Source organism: Ammoniphilus sp. CFH 90114 (genome assembly GCF_004123195.1).
Lineage (GTDB): Bacteria > Bacillota > Bacilli > Aneurinibacillales > RAOX-1 > YIM-78166.
In genome coordinates, this window is the sequence record NZ_SDLI01000001.1 from 335,165 (window position 1) to 354,947 (window position 19,783).

The 19,783-nt window shown below is 40.5% G+C and carries 24 protein-coding genes; 16 read left to right on the forward strand and 8 right to left on the reverse strand.

Annotated elements, in window-relative coordinates; translation table 11 throughout:
* The first annotated feature begins 101 nt into the window (after positions 1-101).
* Entirely contained in the window at positions 102-620 is a 519-nt protein-coding gene (locus EIZ39_RS01815) for a MarR family winged helix-turn-helix transcriptional regulator (protein WP_483296003.1), read from the forward strand.
* Positions 621-681: 61 nt separating this feature from the next.
* Here EIZ39_RS01815 and EIZ39_RS01820 read toward each other — a convergent pair whose 3' ends face one another.
* From EIZ39_RS01820 to EIZ39_RS01830, 3 genes are all read right to left on the reverse strand, one after another.
* The gene (locus EIZ39_RS01820) at positions 682-1,668 is read right to left on the reverse strand and encodes a 4Fe-4S binding protein (protein WP_164984847.1); all 987 of its coding nucleotides are present in this window, start codon (positions 1,666-1,668) and stop codon (positions 682-684) included.
* A 184-nt stretch (positions 1,669-1,852) separates the two neighbouring features.
* Entirely contained in the window at positions 1,853-3,322 is a 1,470-nt protein-coding gene (locus tag EIZ39_RS01825) for an aminotransferase class I/II-fold pyridoxal phosphate-dependent enzyme (RefSeq protein ID WP_129196790.1), read from the reverse strand.
* 129 nt (positions 3,323-3,451) lie between these two features.
* A complete protein-coding gene (locus EIZ39_RS01830; protein ID WP_129196792.1) occupies positions 3,452-4,084 on the reverse strand; it encodes a DUF1054 domain-containing protein in 633 nt (210 codons plus the stop codon).
* 198 nt (positions 4,085-4,282) lie between these two features.
* On the opposite strand from EIZ39_RS01830, the gene EIZ39_RS01835 reads away from it, so the two are divergent.
* The 6 genes from EIZ39_RS01835 to EIZ39_RS01860 all read left to right on the forward strand — a co-directional run bounded on the left by EIZ39_RS01835 (position 4,283) and on the right by EIZ39_RS01860 (position 7,708).
* Entirely contained in the window at positions 4,283-4,882 is a 600-nt protein-coding gene (locus EIZ39_RS01835; RefSeq protein WP_129196794.1) for a hypothetical protein, read from the forward strand.
* A 167-nt stretch (positions 4,883-5,049) separates the two neighbouring features.
* Positions 5,050-5,547, forward strand: coding sequence for a DUF4446 family protein (locus EIZ39_RS01840; protein WP_129196796.1), 498 nt, complete (start codon positions 5,050-5,052; stop codon positions 5,545-5,547).
* A gap of 146 nt (positions 5,548-5,693) precedes the next feature.
* A complete protein-coding gene (locus EIZ39_RS01845) occupies positions 5,694-6,467 on the forward strand; it encodes an HAD family hydrolase (RefSeq protein WP_129196798.1) in 774 nt (257 codons plus the stop codon).
* Positions 6,468-6,702: 235 nt separating this feature from the next.
* The gene (locus EIZ39_RS01850; protein WP_129196800.1) at positions 6,703-6,975 is read left to right on the forward strand and encodes a YlaH-like family protein; all 273 of its coding nucleotides are present in this window, start codon (positions 6,703-6,705) and stop codon (positions 6,973-6,975) included.
* A gap of 4 nt (positions 6,976-6,979) precedes the next feature.
* Positions 6,980-7,258, forward strand: a complete 279-nt coding sequence (locus EIZ39_RS01855) for a hypothetical protein (RefSeq protein ID WP_164984848.1) — start codon at positions 6,980-6,982, stop codon at positions 7,256-7,258.
* A gap of 105 nt (positions 7,259-7,363) precedes the next feature.
* Entirely contained in the window at positions 7,364-7,708 is a 345-nt protein-coding gene (locus tag EIZ39_RS01860) for a c-type cytochrome (RefSeq protein ID WP_129196804.1), read from the forward strand.
* A gap of 63 nt (positions 7,709-7,771) precedes the next feature.
* Here EIZ39_RS01860 and EIZ39_RS01865 read toward each other — a convergent pair whose 3' ends face one another.
* Entirely contained in the window at positions 7,772-8,005 is a 234-nt protein-coding gene (locus EIZ39_RS01865; RefSeq protein ID WP_129196806.1) for a glutaredoxin family protein, read from the reverse strand.
* Between the two features lie 170 nt (positions 8,006-8,175).
* Here EIZ39_RS01865 and EIZ39_RS01870 point away from each other — a divergent pair, with 170 nt between their 5' ends.
* On the forward strand, positions 8,176-8,631 hold the full coding sequence (locus EIZ39_RS01870; protein ID WP_129196808.1) for a pyridoxamine 5'-phosphate oxidase family protein: 456 nt from the start codon (positions 8,176-8,178) through the stop codon (positions 8,629-8,631).
* Positions 8,632-8,704: 73 nt separating this feature from the next.
* Here the strand turns inward: EIZ39_RS01870 and EIZ39_RS01875 are convergent, their stop codons facing one another.
* Entirely contained in the window at positions 8,705-9,259 is a 555-nt protein-coding gene (locus tag EIZ39_RS01875; RefSeq protein ID WP_129196810.1) for a YhcN/YlaJ family sporulation lipoprotein, read from the reverse strand.
* Between the two features lie 226 nt (positions 9,260-9,485).
* Here EIZ39_RS01875 and EIZ39_RS01880 point away from each other — a divergent pair, with 226 nt between their 5' ends.
* The 3 genes from EIZ39_RS01880 (at position 9,486) to EIZ39_RS01890 (ending at position 12,969) form a co-directional block, all read left to right on the forward strand.
* A complete protein-coding gene (locus EIZ39_RS01880; protein WP_129196812.1) occupies positions 9,486-10,820 on the forward strand; it encodes a PhoH family protein in 1,335 nt (444 codons plus the stop codon).
* Positions 10,821-10,924: 104 nt separating this feature from the next.
* The gene (locus EIZ39_RS01885; protein ID WP_129196814.1) at positions 10,925-11,560 is read left to right on the forward strand and encodes an MBL fold metallo-hydrolase; all 636 of its coding nucleotides are present in this window, start codon (positions 10,925-10,927) and stop codon (positions 11,558-11,560) included.
* 260 nt (positions 11,561-11,820) lie between these two features.
* Positions 11,821-12,969 carry a class I SAM-dependent methyltransferase gene (locus EIZ39_RS01890; protein ID WP_164984849.1) on the forward strand — a complete coding sequence of 383 codons (1,149 nt, stop codon included), beginning with the start codon at positions 11,821-11,823 and terminating at the stop codon, positions 12,967-12,969.
* 87 nt (positions 12,970-13,056) lie between these two features.
* Here EIZ39_RS01890 and EIZ39_RS01895 read toward each other — a convergent pair whose 3' ends face one another.
* A complete protein-coding gene (locus tag EIZ39_RS01895) occupies positions 13,057-13,323 on the reverse strand; it encodes a DUF2626 family protein (protein ID WP_129196818.1) in 267 nt (88 codons plus the stop codon).
* Between the two features lie 121 nt (positions 13,324-13,444).
* Positions 13,445-14,146: a helix-turn-helix transcriptional regulator gene (locus EIZ39_RS01900; RefSeq protein WP_129196820.1), complete on the reverse strand. Its 702-nt coding sequence runs from the start codon at positions 14,144-14,146 to the stop codon at positions 13,445-13,447.
* A gap of 284 nt (positions 14,147-14,430) precedes the next feature.
* Between EIZ39_RS01900 and EIZ39_RS01905 the strand changes: the two genes are divergently transcribed.
* Positions 14,431-14,790, forward strand: a complete 360-nt coding sequence (locus EIZ39_RS01905; RefSeq protein WP_129196822.1) for a Spx/MgsR family RNA polymerase-binding regulatory protein — start codon at positions 14,431-14,433, stop codon at positions 14,788-14,790.
* A gap of 54 nt (positions 14,791-14,844) precedes the next feature.
* Here the strand turns inward: EIZ39_RS01905 and EIZ39_RS01910 are convergent, their stop codons facing one another.
* Positions 14,845-15,723 (reverse strand): 5'-3' exonuclease, encoded by an 879-nt coding sequence (locus EIZ39_RS01910; protein ID WP_164984850.1) that lies wholly within the window; start codon positions 15,721-15,723, stop codon positions 14,845-14,847.
* A gap of 269 nt (positions 15,724-15,992) precedes the next feature.
* Between EIZ39_RS01910 and EIZ39_RS01915 the strand changes: the two genes are divergently transcribed.
* The 4 genes from EIZ39_RS01915 to EIZ39_RS01930 all read left to right on the forward strand — a co-directional run bounded on the left by EIZ39_RS01915 (position 15,993) and on the right by EIZ39_RS01930 (position 19,704).
* The gene (locus tag EIZ39_RS01915; RefSeq protein WP_129196826.1) at positions 15,993-16,667 is read left to right on the forward strand and encodes an RsfA family transcriptional regulator; all 675 of its coding nucleotides are present in this window, start codon (positions 15,993-15,995) and stop codon (positions 16,665-16,667) included.
* A 280-nt stretch (positions 16,668-16,947) separates the two neighbouring features.
* The gene (locus EIZ39_RS01920) at positions 16,948-17,160 is read left to right on the forward strand and encodes a biotin/lipoyl-containing protein (protein ID WP_129197900.1); all 213 of its coding nucleotides are present in this window, start codon (positions 16,948-16,950) and stop codon (positions 17,158-17,160) included.
* 45 nt (positions 17,161-17,205) lie between these two features.
* Entirely contained in the window at positions 17,206-18,111 is a 906-nt protein-coding gene (locus tag EIZ39_RS01925; RefSeq protein WP_129196828.1) for a hydroxymethylglutaryl-CoA lyase, read from the forward strand.
* Positions 18,112-18,156: 45 nt separating this feature from the next.
* The gene (locus tag EIZ39_RS01930) at positions 18,157-19,704 is read left to right on the forward strand and encodes an acyl-CoA carboxylase subunit beta (RefSeq protein WP_129197902.1); all 1,548 of its coding nucleotides are present in this window, start codon (positions 18,157-18,159) and stop codon (positions 19,702-19,704) included.
* Positions 19,705-19,783: the final 79 nt, after the last annotated feature.

The following is a 19,783-nucleotide window of genomic DNA, read 5'->3' on the forward strand; positions in this document are numbered from 1 at the left end:
AAAAATATACAATAAACATAATACTTTATATACAACACAAAGAGATTGCTTGGCAATGAATAATAGATTGAAATCAAAGTATGCAAGGTGAGGAGAATAAGATGAAGGATATGCAGGATCGCATTCAACAACTTCATGAAGCTCTTAATATGCTTCGAGCTATCTCGGTTGTCAATAAGGACGATTGGGAGGCGGCGGCGAAGCGGCTCAATTTAGATTCCGCGGTGCAACTTAATATCTTATGGATTGTTTATTGCTATGAGGGAGTAAGGGTAACGCAAATTGCAGATTGGACATTCTGGCATCCATCTTCTGTGGTTATCCACGTCAAGAAGATGATGGAGAAGGATCTAATCACCATTGAGAAAAGCGATAAAGATGGGCGAGTTGTCAATGTGTATCTCACAGATTTAGGCAAGAAAATTGTAGAGGACAGTAGAGTGCAAGCCCTGGAGAACTTTCACTTTACTAAGGCTCTAGAGAGCTTTAGAGAGAGGTACGGGCCCAATGTTATGAATCTATTCTTTGAATGCCTTTCTTTCCTTGCACAGGAACTTCATGGTGAAGAGAAGATTAAGTGGATTAAGGAAAGTGAGGAAAAGGTAAGAGAGATCTCATAGTAAGAACGCAAGTCCTGTTGCTCTCTAGGCAACAGGACTTGCGTTCTTTTCGTTTAGATATTTATTTCTGTGCAACTGGGAAGATATTAAGCTTCTTCTCTATAATATGGCCATCCTGACTTTTTATTTTAATTAGTATACTGAAATTTTGGCTTAAGCTTGTTTTGTCAACGCGGAACATCATGGTTTCTTCATGGGTAGCGGTTTTATCCACTGTGATATACTCAGGTAAATTCGTTTCCCATAAGGAAGGAACTCCCTCGTATTCTACTTCGTATTGAACCTCTTTGTTACTATTATTCTGTATCTCTAAGCCATAGGCATAGGTCACAAACTCTCCAGCGGGAATGCCTTGTATTTTTTTATTAATAGAAGCAGAAAAACCACTAGTAGTAAAAATAGATAAGCCTAGTAAGCCTACAAGAGCAATGACAATGATAAGTAGGACCAATCCAGTCCCTTTAAACATACTTTTAAATCCCCTTGCACTTGAATCCTTATCAGAAAGGATCATCTGAAACATGCCATATGGGCAGGCGTTACGGCAGAATTTGCTTCGAAGCCTATAGATCATGATAAAGAAGAACATAATGAGGAGGGCATAAGCTCCTACTGCCCAACTAGTCCAATGGAATGTAATAATATCCTTAAACAGGGTAAGGGGGTCGAAAAAATAAGCTATCATACAAAACGCAATGACTGGAGCAAAGAGAATAGAAAGAAAAATGTTTAGAAATTGGCGAAATCCAGGGTTGTGTTTTAACTTAGCAGAACTGGTTAATTTGGTTATATAAACCGAGAAAGTATTGTGAGGACACATCCAGCCACAAAACTGCCGTCCAAACCATTTAGAAATACCCACAAAGAAAAATACCAATAGGAGTACAGATAGCAGTAGGATATATCCTTCGCTAAAAGAAAAGCTTTTGCGGAATACATAGAAACGGAGTTGCATTAGGTCCATACGAAATAGATCAAGAATTGGAACGATGAAAAACAATACAAAAATCCCGACTTGGGTTAACGGTCTAGCCACTCCCACTTTCATTTTACTCACCTCAACCTGAGTTCTATATCTATCTAAGGTCATTCTCTCATACCCTAGTAGGTAAATAAAGTGAATACTTTGTGAAGAAATACACATATTTAACTATTCCGAGTTGTTTAATATAGTTGAGTAGAAATGAAAAAAGTGTGAATCCCTCGTGGAATTCACACTATATGAATACAAATTATTTTATAGGATTATGTCTCTTAATAACCCTAATCGTCTCAATGCTTTCATCCTCTGGTCCCTGAACAGGAAGGCCAACAGCTAGGTTTTCCTGGATATAATCAATGTTTTCCTGTGTAATGATTTCACCAGGGAGGAAAATAGGGATACCTGGAGGATAAATCATAATAAATTCCGCAATGATTCTTCCTTGCGCTTCCTTAAGAGGAATGATTTCGGTCTCCGAATAAAAGGCATCCCTCGGACTAAGGGCTAGAGCAGGAATCTTCGGTAGTGTCACGGTAACAGTATCCATTTTATTTTTTAGGTAGAATTCATCAGAGAGATGTTTCATGGACTGAATAAGGATCTCTATCGTTTCATCCGTATCCCCTGGTGTGATAATACAAAGTATGTTATACAAATCACTAAGCTCTACTTCAATTCGGTAATGTTCTCTCAGCCATTTTTCTACTTCATATCCCGTGATACCTAAATCCTTTACGTGGATGATGAGTTTTGTCGGGTCCATCGCATAGGTTGCAGGTCCCCCGAGTATTTCTCTGCCAACACAGTAAATACCAGGTATGAGATTGAGTTCCCTACGGGCAATCTCAGCCATCTGAATCGCTTCCTGGGCCATTTCTCTGCCGTACATAGCAAGCTGTTTTCGTGCGGTATCCAAAGAGGCTAAAAGGATATAGCTAGTAGAAGTGGTTGTGAGCATGCTAATGACCGATTTAACACGGTTAGCCGACACCAGTCCTTCTTTTACGTTTAAAATAGAGGTCTGAGTTAGAGACCCACCAAGTTTGTGCACGCTTGTGGCCGCCATGTCAGCTCCTGCTTGCATAGCAGATAAGGGGAGATCCTCATGGAAATGAATGTGAACACCATGAGCCTCATCAACTAAAACAGGGATCTCGCAGGCGTGTGCTAATTCCACAATTTCTGCTAGGTTGGCAGAAACACCAAAATAGGTAGGATTAATAACCAATACCCCTTTAGCATCAGGATGGTGCTCTAATGCTTTTCGTACGGAGTCTGTCGTAATTCCATGGGAGATGCCCAATTTCTCATCCATTACGGGGTGGACAAACACAGGAATAGCCCCAGAGAAGATAATGGCAGACATAACGGATTTATGTACATTCCGTGGGACAATGATTTTATCGCCAGGTGAACAAACGGCCATAATCATCGTCATAATAGCGCCGCTGGTTCCTTGCACTGAGAAAAAAGTATAGTCAGCATTGAACGCCTCAGCAGCTAACTGTTCCGCTTCAAGGATCATACCCTTTGGATGGTGCAAATCATCCAGAGGACCGATATTAATTAAATCGATGGATAAAGCATTACTTCCAATAAACTCCCTAAATTCAGGATTCATTCCTTGTCCCTTTTTATGTCCCGGGATATGGAATTGAATGGGATCCCGTTTAACATGTTCCATTAAGCCGGAAAAAAGCGGGGTTTTATTTTGATCCATCGTTATCCCCCCATTCATAATAAAAATTGCAACAAAGTTGAGTATATCAAAGTAGTATCGATTTCAACAATATTTTTCTTTTTAGGTTTTCCAATAGATCAAAAAAAAACCACCATTGCTTGGTGGTCGTTAATCTTTCTGTAAAGAAAGTTGATACAGGGGCGTTAAGGTTTGGAAGGTGTGTCTGGCTATGCCGATAAATTCTTCTGGATGATTTAGAATGGGATCATTCATTGGAATATGTCGACCTACCAGAAACTCCGCTTTCTTAACATCTCTAAATCGAGTTAAGGTTTCTTGGAGCTGTTCTTCGTTAAAACCCTCCATAGACATGGAAGCTTTCTGCGTATGATCTAAGGAAAGGACAAAATCATCCGGAATGAGTTCTTTAAGTTTATGTATATTTTCTAAAAAGCCTGCCGCAATTTCCTGTTTGTTCGGCACCTCGTAGATATAGGCTAACCAAAGGAAAACATGATCATCAAAAAGACCAATCTGGAAATGAGGATGTTTCTTATATCCTCGCTTATCATGGCAGATAGCTAACCATGTATCTTTAGGAGGATTCACTGTTCTTCGTGCATGTTTGGCAATATGTAGGAACATTTCGTTTCCGGCTAAGGCGGCTAGATCATCACACATAAGTGTGCCAAGATCCCTAAACTTAGGTTGAATCTGTTCGCGAATAGCTTCCATCCTCTCATCAAGCCCTTGGATGGAAAAGACTGCGAAATCTTGAGGTGAAAACCCGGTAAAAGCCATTCGTAAATTACCTCCGCATAGATGGATTTATCATAAATATATCATATCCGTCATACATATATAAGACACGACAAGAGGAAAGCACTTACATAGAAGGAACATGTTGTAAGGCGTAAATTTCACTTGATTTTATTGTTTATTCATAATATTATTGTAATAAATATACTGAAAATTTAGTAAAAAAACGGAGGGCCGCTTATGAAAACGTATGAGGTTATGGAATATAGCAATATTACCTTGCGATTTGAGAAGTCTCAAATTGAGTGTCTTATTGAAGCCTTGGTCGAAGCGGGACTTCCTATTGCATGGAAGGAAACAAAAAGATATTTTACCCTCTCAATTCAGACGTCCTGGACCACCCAAAGGTTAACATTTGAAAAACACGGTAAATCATACAAGTTAAAAAGTAAGAACTACAATATACGAGACCAAAGATTTGCCCAGATTCTTCAACAATTTATCCATGATGTTAAGGGACATGCGGTATTGAAACTTCTCTCAAATGATCAACTTGTGGTACAGAATATTCGTTATGGTGAGCCCGTGCGAATTGTTGAAATTAAAGGACCAAATAAGAAGATTCTGTTTGAAAAGGAGTGTATCGTAACCATGGAGCAAGTACATGTTGCTATTCTTCGTAAGGATGCAGAAGAAAGAATTCCGGTCTTGAAACTCGAGATTGATTATGAACTAGCGAGACTCTTTGAAGCCATTCAAAATGGTGATGTGGAACGTATTGGTGAAAGCAAGGAAGTGTTAGAGAAGCTTAGACAGGAAATGTTAATGCTGGAAGTATAAAGGTGAGATGGAGGGGGCCCCCAAGGGTCCCTTTTTTGTGGTCTCCTTGTCAATCCATTAGCAGATCAAGTATGATAGGTGAGGACCTTCCGGCAAGCACCGTGAATTAGCAACCATACATAGTACAGACTATAGGAACAAAGAGGCAGGGAGGGGGGAAGGACCAGTTGAACGTTTTGAGCGAGACAGAACTCATGGCGCTGATGATTGGTTTTGGGTTACTCAGTATTGTGGTCATACTTCTTTTTATTTGGATCATCTTTATTTGGCTGCGACTTCGGAAAATGAAGAAGCAATTCAATCAATTACTTAGGGGTTCCGATAACGATAATTTAGATGAGGTATTGGTGAAACTGTTCAACCGAATGGAAGACCTAGAGCAGAGTAACCAGAGTCAGCGTGAAGCGTTGGGACTAATGAAACAAGCCATAGATAGAAAGAAAGGGAATGTAGGGGTGGTAAGATTCAATGCTTTTGTAAACGAGGGCAGTGATCTCAGCTTTTCTATAGCTGTGGTAGATGAGGGAGAAGATGGGTTTGTCCTCACAAGTATTTATGGCAGGCAAGAGTCTAGAATATATGCGAAGCCCCTCGCGAATGGAAAATCTGTTTACCACCTTACAGATGAAGAACTAGAAGCAATTGAAAAAGCTAAAATGACATAGTCCTTAATTTAAGGACTTTTTTCTTTTTGAACTGAATAACATGCTTAAAAAGATACTACACAAAAATAGGCTTGCCCAAAGTATAATTACCATTGAAATAATATTCTGAATATGTTAATCTAAAAAACAAAGTGAGTTGAATCGGTATGTTTATATTTGACATCGATGGCACATTGTTGAATAGTAGGGAAGAAGTGTTGCCTAATACTGCTCTTTCCCTGCGTAAGCTGCGAGCCGAGGGACATCCGATTGCACTCTGTACGGGAAGAACCTGGGCTTGCACGAAACCCGTCATGAAGAAGGTAGCACCTTGGGTTGATTATGTGATTTGTGGGAATGGCTCACATATCCGGACTAAGCAAGGCGACGTTCTTTATGATAATAATTTACCCCCTTATTTTATCCGACGATTTATCGAACTGGTTTCCGGTCTTGCAGATTTCCTGATTGCAACGAACCATATGGTGATCAGCACCTCCTACAATACTCCTTATAATGATGTAGAGCACTGTATGCACTTATTTGACCACAGACAGTTCCATGAGAGGATTCATGCTAAGAATCTACTTGCTTTTAACCTAGACCACTTATGCAGTCGAAGAAGAGATACTATTAGGAGAGAATTAGACAGTATTGATCCCCTTATCAAGCTAAGTCCTCATCCTGATATGTGGGAAGTGCTTTCTGGGTTAGATAACAAGGCAACAGCACTCTGCCGGCTTAGTCAAACTACAGGAATACCTCTATCTGAATTCACTGCTTTCGGAGATAATTATAATGATGTGGATATGTTTCAGGTTGTTGGCAAGGCAGTAGCGATGGGGAATTCGCCAGACGAAGTGAAAGCTCATGCGCATTATATTACGAGGTCAAATAATGAAGATGGCATTTACCATTATCTTAAGGATTATTTGCGGTAAGAGGAAATGGATAAATATACAATCATACTTTCAGGGCTATATGTGATAGAATACAACTAGGCTTAAGTATTTCGATCACAAACCCTCTGGAACATGTTGCGTGTTTCAGGTATATTCTGACTAGCTCTCAAGGCGGAGCTAGTTTTTTTAATGGAGTCGCACTCAAACTTCTATTCAAAGAGCTTGTCCTCGGGCCCGAGAAAGGTTAAAGTAGTATCTAGTGAGGTGAAACGAATTGGAATGGATTAGAACCATGATGGATACATATCCCTATTACATCATCCTTATACTTGCAGCCTTCGTGTATGAACTCGGTTTTGCACGGAAGCTTCCCTTACTTAAGAAGATTTTTATTTACATCTTATTGGCTATCGGGTGTGTGCCACTTACGATTCTTAAAGCTCTTGGGCTGCCCATGATTGAGGCTATGCTTGTAGCTGCCGGCCTGTTGATTTTCGTCCGATTTAGGAGACCTACGGATTCAAGAGAAAATGAAGGGATGAGGTGAAAATTTGACTCTTTATGACTCGATGATGAATTGGCTCCAGTTATGGTTGGTTGTAGAACAACGACCTCAGGATGAAGCAGCTAGAGTATCAATGGAACATGTAGCTGAGGTGCTAAATCAAAATTTTCAAGTGTCCATAGTGGAAGTAGCAAAGGAAGCTAATCATTACGCAATTAAGTATACGAAGGACGGGTCAGACCATACAGAGCGGTATAATCAGCAATCGGCTGAGGCCCTTTTATCTTTTATTAATGAAAATCCTGAACGTTACGATTTTAAATAAGAATTCTATTCGCATTTCTTGGGAAAAGATATTATAATGGAAACATTGATCGAATCAAAGACCCAAAATAGAGACGTAAGAGTTGGTAAAAAGGAGTGAAGGGTAATGGGTAAAACATCTAGAGCGTTGGTTGGCTTGCTAGCGGGCGGACTTGTTCTTAGCTTAGGGTTGGCCTTCTCTGGCCTTGGTGTTCAAAAGGAAGGCGAACAAACCGAGCAGGCGGCAGCCCCTACAGCAGAAGAGATTAAGGCGACGGTTGAAGCTGGCTGTACTTCTTGTCACGGTGCTGACCTGAAAGGTTCCGCAGGTCCTAGCTTATATAATTTAGATCAAAAATATGATCTAGATGAGATTGCTACTATTCTCCGTAGTGGTAAAGGTGGAATGCCAGGTGGATTGGTTCCTGGGATTGAAGATTCAGTTGCTGAGTATCTTTTAACACTTAAATAACATCACTTAAGGCTGTCCTCTTTAATTGGACAGCCTTTTTACTTATCACTCGTTTTTGAGAAGTTATCCCAGCTTCTTGACTTCATTCATGATTTCTTCAGGACTAAAGCCTTGAATTGCCTTGCCGTTAATTACCGTTACAGGAACACCGAGAAATCCGTATCCTTTTACGTCTTCCCAATAAGAAGGATGAGTCGAGCAGTTGCGGACTTCAAAGTCTACTTGGTAATCACGCAGAAACATCTTTAATACATGGCATTCGGGACAATGGCTTGTAGCGTATACGATCGCTTTCATCTAGGTCTCCTTATCTAGCTTTATTATATATATGCTAGTATACCAAGATAAATCCAAAATGAGAAATAAACAAATTTCATTACCTAGCCTTTATTGCAATTGATGATTGGAAGGGTTTGGGTATAGAATAATAAAGAAGGTTGAAATATGACGAACAGGAGGTTATCCTATTGGCGGAAACCGTTGCTCGCTCCCTCAATGAACAATTATGGCCATTGCTTAAAAAGGAAAGATTCGTTCTGCTCAACACTGTTGATAAGGATATCGGTTCCCCTAATGCTAGTGCGATCTCTTGGGTTTATGCGCCTAATCCGTCGACCATTTTGTTGGCTGTTGATAATCGTTCACGCATCATCGAAAACATCAATAGTAATCAAAATGTTACCCTTACCGTTATTGGAGCAGGGTCTGTATATTCCATAATTGGAACAGCTTCTATTCTTCAGGAGAAGATGGAAGGCGTACCCCTTAAGTTAGCAAGTATTGAAGTTCAAATTAAGGAGGTACGGGATGTCATGTTTTATGGATCACGTATTTCTGTGGAACCTCAGTATGAGAAAACTTATGATAAACAAGCTGCGGAAAAGCTTGATAATCAAGTCATGAAGGCCTTGAAGGGCACATAAGCGTACCAAACAGAAACAGAAAAAAAGACCCATGATTCGGGTCTTTTTTCTGTTTGGTTGTTAAATGTAACATTTACCTCTGGTTACCAGTTCTATTCGTATCTTGGTTTTGTCTAGTTTCGACTGTATCCCTTGGTAGTTGAGGCATAAACCTGCCTACAATGTCCGCTAGTTCCTCAGCGAATCCTGCAATCGGCCGACCTCTTTGAATATCTTGATTCATCTCTCTAATCCTTTGAACGATGTCTGGATCTGCTACCACAATAGCAGCAGCTCCTTCTGGATCTTTTCTCAGGGCTTCTGCTACCGTATATTTAATTGTCCCTACACGTGGCCTGTCCAACTTTGCTCTTACGTCAATCCCTACAATAGCTGTATTTCCAAAAACGATTACGGTTGCATCGTTTACATTGGGAACGCCTGTTGCAAGCTTGGCTAGTCGTTCAGCTGTAGCTCTAGGATCTTTATTTGTTTCTCGTTGCTCTGCCGTTTGAGGAACACGTTCGGTTTGTTGAATCCGGGCATCGCCTTGACGAGTAGGTTCTCCCTGGCTCTGGCCCATATTCCCCAGCTGGCATCCGGATAATACCAAGGTAAACACTGTTAAGGTGATTAACCTTCTTTTCATGCAGGATTCATCCTCTCTATCTAGATTTAATGTATAGTCTCTCGCTTATCGCGTTGAATCATGCATCAAATGCCATCTTTTCTAGAAAATAACTCGTCTATATTTTTTTTTGTATCATAAACTAAAACAAACTCCTAATTTCAGACCATTATTTCCCTAACTTGCATAAAATAGCATTAAACACAAATCGCTGTGTTCAGTGAGAAGAATTATAGGAGGCGAGATATTGAGCAAAATCTACGTCTTGGATACGAATGTATTACTTCAAGACCCAAATGCGATCTATTCTTTTGAAGATAATGAAATCGTAATTCCAGCAGTAGTTTTAGAAGAGATTGATTCAAAAAAAAGATATATGGATGAAATAGGAAGGAATGCAAGATTCTTCTCAAGATTAATGGATAGCTGTCGAACCAAAGGAAAACTTCACCTGGGTGTTCCACTTGAAACAGGAGGAACGCTTCGAATTGAATTAAATCATAAATCATTTGCTCGTATGCAGGAGCATTTTGGTGAGGTAACGAACGATAATCGCATTCTAGCGGTTGCATTAAATATTCAGGCTGAGCAGCAGGCAATGGGGAATGGTCGTCCAGTTATTATTGTAAGTAAAGACGCATTAGTTCGAGTTAAAGCGGATGCACTAGGCATCGTTGCAGAAGATTTTTTATCAGATCGTGTAGTTCATGAGTATACCAATCTTTACACCGGTCACCTTAAAATGGAAGTATCAAGTGAGTACATTCAAGAATTTTATTCGAATGGCAAAATAGAGTCAGCGAAGCTGACAACTCGATACTCTTTTTGCCCTCATCAGTTTGTGATCATGCGTGATGAGCTTGGTGGATCACAATCTGCTATTGGAAAGATCAGCCCGGATACAAAGTGGCTGGAGATCTTACGAAGAGATGAAGATCAGGTATGGGGAATCAAGGCGCGTAATGCTCAACAGCGGATGGCCATGGAGCTGTTAATGAATAATAATATCCCTCTTGTTACCTTAACCGGAAAAGCGGGTACAGGTAAAACGTTGATATCTCTTGCCGCTGGTCTTCATTTAATTGAAGATGAACGGATCTACAAAAAGTTATTAGTTGCAAGACCTATCGTTCCGTTAGGAAAGGATATTGGTTTTCTGCCAGGGGAGAAGGAGGAGAAGCTTCGACCCTGGATGCAACCTATATTTGACAACTTAGAATATCTGTTCAATACGAAAAAATCAGGTGACCTGGATAAGATCTTAGCAGGTATGGGTAGCATTCAGGTCGAAGCCTTAACTTATATAAGAGGAAGAAGTATTCCGGAACAATTTATTATCATTGATGAAGCACAAAATTTAACCAAGCATGAAGTCAAGACGATTCTTACTCGGGTAGGAGAAGGTAGTAAGATCGTTCTCATGGGCGACCCAGAACAAATAGACCATCCATATTTAGATGAGTCTAATAATGGATTAACTTATGTAGTTGAAAGTTTTAAGGATCAGAAAATGGCTGGCCATGTAAGGCTAGAGAAAGGTGAGCGATCCTCCTTAGCTCAGCTTGCAGCAGATATTTTATAAGTATGTTGCGAAAACCCGTAATGATACGGGTTTTTTTTTCTCAAAAAGACCTAATTAGTGTAGAATAAGGAAGATGTGAATACTGACTCAAGGAGGAAGTCCGAATGCAGATCAATATGTATCCATTAGGACCGCTGCAGACCAATTCTTATGCCATCTGTAATGTTGAAACGAATGAAGCAATCGTGATCGATGCGGGAGCAGATCCTAATCCTATATTAGAAAAAGTTTCAAATTATAAAGTTAAAGCCATACTCTTAACTCACGCTCACTTTGATCACATTGCCGGCTTAAATTCCATAAGAGAAGCAACAGATGCACCCGTGTATATCCATCAATCGGAGCAGTCGTGGTTGCAGGATCCCGATTTGAATGGATCTTCACGTTGGCCAACAGTTACGGATAAGACGATATGTGAGAAAGCAGAGTTTGAATTAGAGGATGGACAAGTATTGAATCTCGCCGGATTTGAGATTAGGGTGCTGTACACACCTGGGCATTCTCCTGGGGGAATATCCTTTCTAATAGACAAGCACTTGTTTTGTGGGGATGCTCTGTTTGCCCAGTCGATTGGCCGTACAGATCTTCCAGGGGGTAATTACGAACAGCTAATGCAGAGCATACAAGACAAGCTGATGGTGCTTCCTGATGATATCGTCTGTTACCCAGGACATGGTCCGAAGACAACAATTGAAGCGGAGAAGCAATATAACCCATTTATTACAGGTCGGGTTAGATAGCTGAACTTAGGAGTCAAGCACATCGGCGCGGTGTGCTCTTTCCTTTTTAAGTGCAAAAATAAAACACAACCTTCGGGGTAGAAGGTTGTGTTTTGGGGGAGGTTTAAAATTCCGAAATATAAATAGGGTGGGGGAGAATCCCCAAAGGTTCCATCACATTTGTGATGTGGGATGGTTCATATATATAATATAAAAATATTAATAACATGTCAATAGTGTTAATTGAAGAATTAGCTCTATTCACCTTGGAGGTTGGTATCTTGAGTTTGATTAATCTGATAAAGAAAAAGATGGATCAGAGCCCTAGAAGATCTATTTCTTATTATGAATATATGGAGATGGCCCTTTATTCACCCTCCTTGGGCTATTACGCCAAGGAAAAAATTAAAGTAGGAAAAGAAGGAGACTTTTATACGAACTCTTCGGTTGGTGATGTATATGGTCAGACCCTCGCTCATATCATTGCAGATATGCTTTCTCGTCTCCCAGAAAGTGAGCCCAAATATCTAGTAGAGTTTGGAGGGGGAGATGGACGTTTAATGGCTCAGATCTTAAGTGAATGGTTAGAGACGATGCCAACGTTCATGAGAGAAGTTCAGCCCATCATGATTGAGAAAAGTGAGTTTCATCGGGGGCTTCAAGAAAAACAACTACGTGACTTTCCGGTACTCTGGGTAAAAGGATGGGACGAACTTATTATTCAGAAAGGGTCAATCAATGGGGTAATATTTAGTAACGAGTTGTTAGATGCTTTTCCTATTTACATTGCAGAGTGGAGCCGAGGAAAATGGCATGAAGTAAGGGTGGGGTGGAACGAACAACGCGGAGAACTCGAAGAACAAATAGATGAAATAACGGATCAAGCTTTCCTTGATTATTGTCATCAGGAAGAAGTACATATTCCGAAAAGGGACGGATATCGTCTAGAGATGAATCGGGATGCAGGTCGCTGGCTAAAAGAGATTGCAGAGGGGCTGAAGACTGGTTATCTGATCACAGTCGATTATGGTTTTTTGCGCCCAGAACTTTATATACCGCAACGGAATAAAGGGACTGTGATGTGCTACCATCAGCATACCGCAACAGAAGATGTATTAAGTCTTCCAGGGGAAAAGGATATTACGACACATGTCAATTTTTCTTATCTTATGGAAGAGGGAGAGAAAAACGGATTGAAGAATTTAGGTTTCTTTACACAAAGCCAATTCTTGATTAATGGTGGAATATTGTCTCGACTACAGTCACATCAGGAGAGTGACCCGTTCCATGGAGCAGTCAGTAAACGCAATCGAGCGATTAAGCAACTGATTATGCCGGGGGGAATGGGTGATACGTTTAAAGTGCTTGTACAATCAAAAGGTAAGGTGGAGCGAGAGGTACTTGGTGTTGTGCAAAAGGGATGGGTGTAGCTAAAACATCTCTAAGAGAAAAAAGGAAGCTTGTCAATAGGACAAGCTTCCTTTTATGTAGTGCTGCATCAGTGAGTGGTGCGTAACCTACACGAAAAGCGCAGCCATAGCATGATGTTCTCCGCCAAGCGGCATCATAAAGAAGGCATAATAAAAGAATCCGATAAAAGAAAAAACCATATAAGCTGCAAATAGCAGCATGTACGATCTTTCGGAAAGGTTAAGATAGCTTAGGGCCACGAACATGGCAGTCTGCGCAAAGAAAATCAGTGCCATGGTTGTTAGTCCAGCCCACATCGCCATGAGCGCAAACATTAGGGTCCAAAAACCTAAAACGCGGTACATGCGGTCCATTTGATTTCCCTCCTTCTTTTGTATGAATCCAAGATAATACCAGTACCATTATAATGGAGAAAACAAGGGATGTAAATGTAAAAGGTTTTGTCTGAATTATGAACAATCCCTTGTTTTTTCCTTAACTAGGCAGTTTTAAGACGGTGTAATCACACGTACGGCATCCGCCCATAATGGAATTCTCTTCTATTAAGGTAATATCTCCAAAGAAGGTTTCAAAAATTCCTCGCAAAAAGGTTTGATGCATCTGACAAATACTTTCGGGCATCTTCTTGGCTGCTTCTTTAAAAGTGCAGTTGAAGATACGGAACTTGATTGTATGTTCATCCAATAATTCAATTTCTGGATTTAAGCCTTGTGCATAGATCAATCGGCGAATATAGTCTAGTTTGACTTCTGCATCCGCATTAGATTGGATTCTCTCCATTTCTATCGCACGTTTGGCAGCTTCTTGACCGAAGCGGCGCCCCATCTCCCGAAGTGCTTTTTGCCCAGGCTCTCCTAGCGAAACAAGCGTATCAATAGCAATCTCTGCTAATAACTGGTAGTCTCGAGGAGGAAATTGAAGGTTCACTACTTGCTCTGATACGGAGTATAGTCGGCTTGGCCTTCCACCCTTACCTGTTTTTTCGGAGCAAGAGGCAAGTAAATTTACATCTTCTAATTTTGTTAAATGAAGTCTGGCGACATTCGGATGAATGTCAAAATGGTCAGCAATCTCTTGAACAGTCACCTGACGGTGGCTGGCTACTACATATTGATAAATTGCAAAACGAGTGGGATCGGCCAAGACACTCGTAAGCTTCAGCGTTTCGTTTTCCACGGGCGAGCCCCCTTAAAATAGTTGTGATATACAATCAGTAGCGTTAATTGTCAGTTTAGGCTTCTCCTATCATAACATAATCCTTATATAAGAGTAGCTGTTAACTATTACTTGTCATTACTTTGTCAATGTTTCTCACGATAAATACGTTGTTTAACGAACAGAGGTTTTAAGTATCGATTTCAGCCTCAATAAACACTATTGACATAGTAATAAATTAAGTAATATACTTTTATATAGAAAGTACTTTCGGACAATTTAGCTGGGATAAAGAGGTGATTGAGATGAATGGAACCGTAAAGTTTTATACATACCCTAGCTGTACATCCTGTCGTAAGGCAAAGTCATTCCTCAAGAAGAACGGGATTGTTTATGAAGAGAGACATCTCTTTCGAGAGCCTCCTACTAAAGAAGAACTTCTAGAGATTATCAAGATGACTCATAATGGGCTCGACGATATCTTATCAACAAGAAGCAGGAAGTTTAAGGAGTTAGATGTAGAGATTGATGATATGACGGTATCTCAACTTCTAGAGATGCTTCATGATGAACCTCGTCTTCTACGTAGACCGATCCTTGTTGACGGCGAGAAGTTAATTATTGGTTATAATCGTAATGCTATGGAAGAATTATTGCTCGCATAAATCATAAAAGGAAAAGGCCTGTTCTATCATTTAGAACAGGCCTTTACATATATATTACGCTAATAATTTTACAAGGCTATTAAACTCAAAGCGTTCAAACATACGCCTGATTTTTTCATGGTTGAACGTACACGGACTAGACTCCCATACACAATCTAACGGTACTAGTGTATCAATAGCTGCTAATTTTCGGGATAGATAGATTTGTTCCTTGTTTTCTATCAGTCTTTGTTGGAGCTTGCCGGAGATTTCATGAATAGAGTCGAACACTCCATCAATAGAGCCATAAGCTTGAAGTAGTTTTTCTGCGGTTTTAGGTCCAACATTCGGACACCCTGGGATATTGTCTGATGGATCCCCCATTAATCCTTTCAATTCAATAATTTGGCTTGGGTGTTCAAGTCCTTTCTTCTTTTGAAAATCCTGTAATGAAATTAGATCGTAATTGCCAAATCCTTTTTTCATCATAATGACGGAAATATGATCATCTAATAACTGTAAGGTATCGCCATCTCCAGTCAGGATATAAACATGCGTATCCTTGCACGCATATTTTTTGGAGAATGTGCCCATAACGTCATCTGCCTCATATCCTGAAAGACCAACAAAAGGAATATCAAAACTTTCTGCGACCTCTTGTACGAGATTGAATTGGGGAAGAAGCTCTAGAGGCGGCTCTCCTCTGTTTGCTTTGTAAGCGGGATAGAGTTCATTGCGAAAAGTCGCTTTCCCCATATCGGTTGCGCATATAATGTGTGTAGGTTCAAACTTTTCTACAGCATCCAATAAGTATTTAATATATTGATAAATGGCATTCGTATACAGTCCGCTTGTTGTTTGCATCACGGAACCGAAACCATAGGTGGCATAAAATCCACGAAACAAGAGGGCCATACTGTCAACAATCAACAATCGATTTTGTTCGCTATTCATAATCCCTTTCTCCTTTTGCCTTATTCTTTGAAAACTGCGTCTATCCATTTTACTATGCCGGATGCTTTTAATAAAGTAAAGGGTAGAAACAGCTAACATAGGAAATGGCAGGTAGACAAGGATACTAGACCATGCTTCCTTTTAAATCAGGCAATCAATAGGTTTAAACCCTCTTTTTATTGGACATACTGGATTACTAGAAAAATCATTCTATGAACTCTATTACCTGCATAGAATAAATTACGACCAATCCAAACGGAGGGATTTAAATGACAGCAGCTAGACAAGATGCTTGGACGCCTGATGATGATTTGTTGCTGGCGGAGGTGACCTTGAGGCATATTCGCGAAGGGGGCACTCAATTAGGAGCATTTGAGGAAGTGGGAGAAAAGCTAGGGCGTACAGCAGCCGCATGTGGTTTTCGCTGGAATAGTTTTGTCAGAAAAAAGTATGAAGCAGCTATTCAAATTGCTAAGGCACAACGTAAACAAAGGAAGCAATCTCAAAGGTTAAAAACACCAACCGTACCGGTAGCTACTGGACTTGAAGAAAGCGCTATGTCTTCGTCCACTGCTACTCCAACCATCTCTAGTACACCTTCAACTCCTGTTTATGCCAGTTTAGAAGACGAACTATCTTACGATTCAGTGATTCGATTCCTGAAGAATCAGAAGGATTTAAGTAAGAGAGTTAAGCAATTGGAGAAGGAGATGGAGGAAAAGGATGCTGAGCTTCTTCGACTTCGTGAAGAAAATCATAAAATGAACAAACAATTGAACCATGTACAAACCGATTATCAGGTAGTAAATGAAGATTATCGTACACTTATTCAGATTATGGATCGAGCACGGAAAATGGCTTTACTTACAGAAAATGAGGATCTTGACTTAAAACCTAGATTTAAAATGGATGCGAATGGTAATTTAGAGCGTGTAGATAGTTAGAAAGGGAATGCGATGAGTCATTCCCTTTCTTTCTTTTTTATTAGCTGAATATTTTTAAAAAAGATAAAAGTTCAACAAGGAATTAATGTAGACCTGTAGAAGTATATTTATTATAAACTCTCCCTAGAGTCAGAGGTGGCTGAATGATCAGGCTGATCATGGATGTCTTTTTGAATGCGAAGCAGATGAGCGGGTGCTCACCCGAGCGAAGCTTGTGACCCAAAGCTATTTTGAAATAGAGAAAATGATAAATAACGAAAAGCAAAGGGGCGCGTTAGATATGATTGAAGTAACAGCAAGTATGGCAGGAACAATTATTGATATTTTAGTATCTATTGGAGATGAGATTTCAGTTGGGCAAGAAGTTATTATCCTGGAGTCAATGAAGATGGAAGTACCTGTTTCGGCTGAACAAAAGGGGACGGTGACTGAAGTTAAGGCGAATGTAGGCGATTTTGTTAATGAAGGTGAAGTTATTCTTGTCCTTAGTTAAACAAAATATAATTTCTTTTGAAGTCAGGATAAAGGGAGAAGTGTGATGGTGGAACAAGTTCGAGTTATTGAGGTTGGGCCACGGGACGGACTACAAAATGAAAAGAAATTTATTCAAACAAAAGATAAGATTCAATTGATATCCCTTCTTGCCAGGTCGGGTCTTTCTCACATTGAGGCTACCTCCTTCGTCCATCCGAAATGGATTCCCCAACTCTCGGATGCTGCCGAGGTTGCACGACAACTTCCTTTTATTGAAGGGGTTCATTATAGTGCTCTGGTTCCGAACAGAAAAGGATTGATTGGAGCAAGAGACGCAGGGTTAAAGGAAATCGCTGTATTTATGTCTGCGAGTGAAAGTCACAATATAAAAAATATTAATAAAACCATTCAGGACACCTTACCGGTGATACAGCAAGTAGTGATGGAAGCTGCAACATTAGGTATGAGAATACGAGGCTATGTATCGACTGTCTTTGGTTGTCCATATGAGGGTCAAGTTGCAGTTGAGTCCGTACTACAGGTTACGAAGGAACTTCTAGATATGGGGGTTTATGAGGTATCTCTTGGTGATACCATTGGCGTAGCAACACCGAAGCAAGTGAAAGAGATATTAAGTGTAATCCTGCAGAGTTTTCCTAAGGAAAAGCTGGCTATGCACTTTCATGATACCCGAGGTACAGGATTGGCTAATGTTTATGCTTCTCTAGAGGCTGGGCTTCGTAATTTTGACAGTTCTATAGGAGGTCTTGGGGGTTGCCCTTATGCTCTAGGGGCAACAGGCAATATTTCTACGGAAGACCTGGTATATATGATGGAGAGGATGGGAGTCCATACCGGTATTAATCTAGAGAAGCTTGTAGAAGCAGGTGCTTTTATTCAGAAGCGTCTAGGGAAACCTCTACCTTCTAAGGTATTAGCAGCAACGATTGCAATGAATCGTGGGGATTAGTGGGATTCTACTCATTTGTTAGGGGAGGGGAAAAGAGTGAGTGAAATAGAGAAATCTAAAACCTTAGGCCATATTTTAGAAGAACGAATCTCCCAAGTAGAGCAAGGTGGTGATCCTAAATATCACGAAAAACTGAAAGAACAAGGGAAACTTTTTGTACGTGATCGATTGAAACGATTTTTTGATGAAGGTGAATTTCATCTCGAAGACGGAATAATGGCCAATTTTCTTACAGGTGATCTTCCGGCCGATGGGGTAATTACTGCCATAGGAAAGGTGAATGGACAAACCGTTTGTGTAATGGCTAACGACTCTACAGTAAAGGCAGGTTCTTGGGGGTCAAGGACAGTAGAAAAGATAATCAGGATTCAAGAAACCGCTGAGAAGCTTCAAGTTCCTATGGTGTATTTAGTAGATTCCGCAGGAGCAAGAATTACGGACCAGATTGAGATGTTTCCGGGAAGGCGGGGTGCCGGGAGAATCTTCTACAATCAAGTCAAATTTTCAGGGATGGTGCCTCAAGTTTGTATATTGTTCGGGCCTTCTGCGGCAGGAGGAGCCTATATTCCTGCTTTCTGTGACATCGTCATCATGGTAGAAAAGAATGCAAGTATGTACTTAGGCTCACCACGTATGGCGGAGATGGTTATCGGGGAAAAAGTCACGCTTGAAGAAATGGGCGGTGCCCGGATGCACTGTACAGTCAGCGGATGCGGGGATGTACTGGTTCAAAATGAAGAAGAGGCGATTGCTTCAGCACGAAAGTATCTCTCTTATTTTCCTCCCAACTTCTCAAAGAAGCCCCCTATAAGGGAAGCTAGGCAGGTAAAAGCAGGAACAAGAAATCCCGAGGCCATCGTGCCTCTTAATCAGAATGCACCCTTTGATATGTACGAATTCATCCATTCTATTATCGATGAAGACTCCTTCTATGAGATGAAGAAGCTCTTTGCCGCAGAGATAATAACCTGTCTTGGACGTATTAACGGCAAAGTAGTAGGGATTGTCGCTAATCAACCACGTGTAAAAGGGGGGGTATTGTTTGTAGACTCGGCAGATAAATCCGCTAGATTTATTCAACTTTGCGATGCTTTCTCTATTCCTTTGTTATTCCTTGCTGATGTTCCAGGCTTTATGATTGGAACAAAAGTCGAGCGGGCAGGTATTATCCGGCATGGAGCAAAGATGATTTCGGCTATGGCCGGGGCCACCGTTCCCAAAATTTCTGTGATTGTTCGTAAGGCCTATGGTGCAGGTTTGTATGCTATGGCTGGACCAGCTTTTGAACCTGATTGTTGCTTAGCGCTTCCTACAGCCCAAATTGCCGTAATGGGGCCAGAGGCAGCTGTAAATGCTGTCTATAACAATAAAATTAATGCTATAGAGGATCCTAAGGAGCGTCAGGAATTTATTCGGATGAAACGTAAGGAATATCAAGAGGATATTGATGTTTACAGACTGGCCTCCGAGCTTATTATTGACGGAATTGTGAGTGGTTCCAAACTTCGAGAAGAATTAAGTAATCGCTTTCTAGCTTACGAAAGTAAAAATATGTCCTTTTCTCATCGAAAGCACCCTGTTTATCCAGTATAATGAGAGGAGGGGCTGCCCCTAGGTAAAACTTACATAGGGGCAGCTCTTTTATTGTCTTCCAAAAGCTTAAAATAAGCTA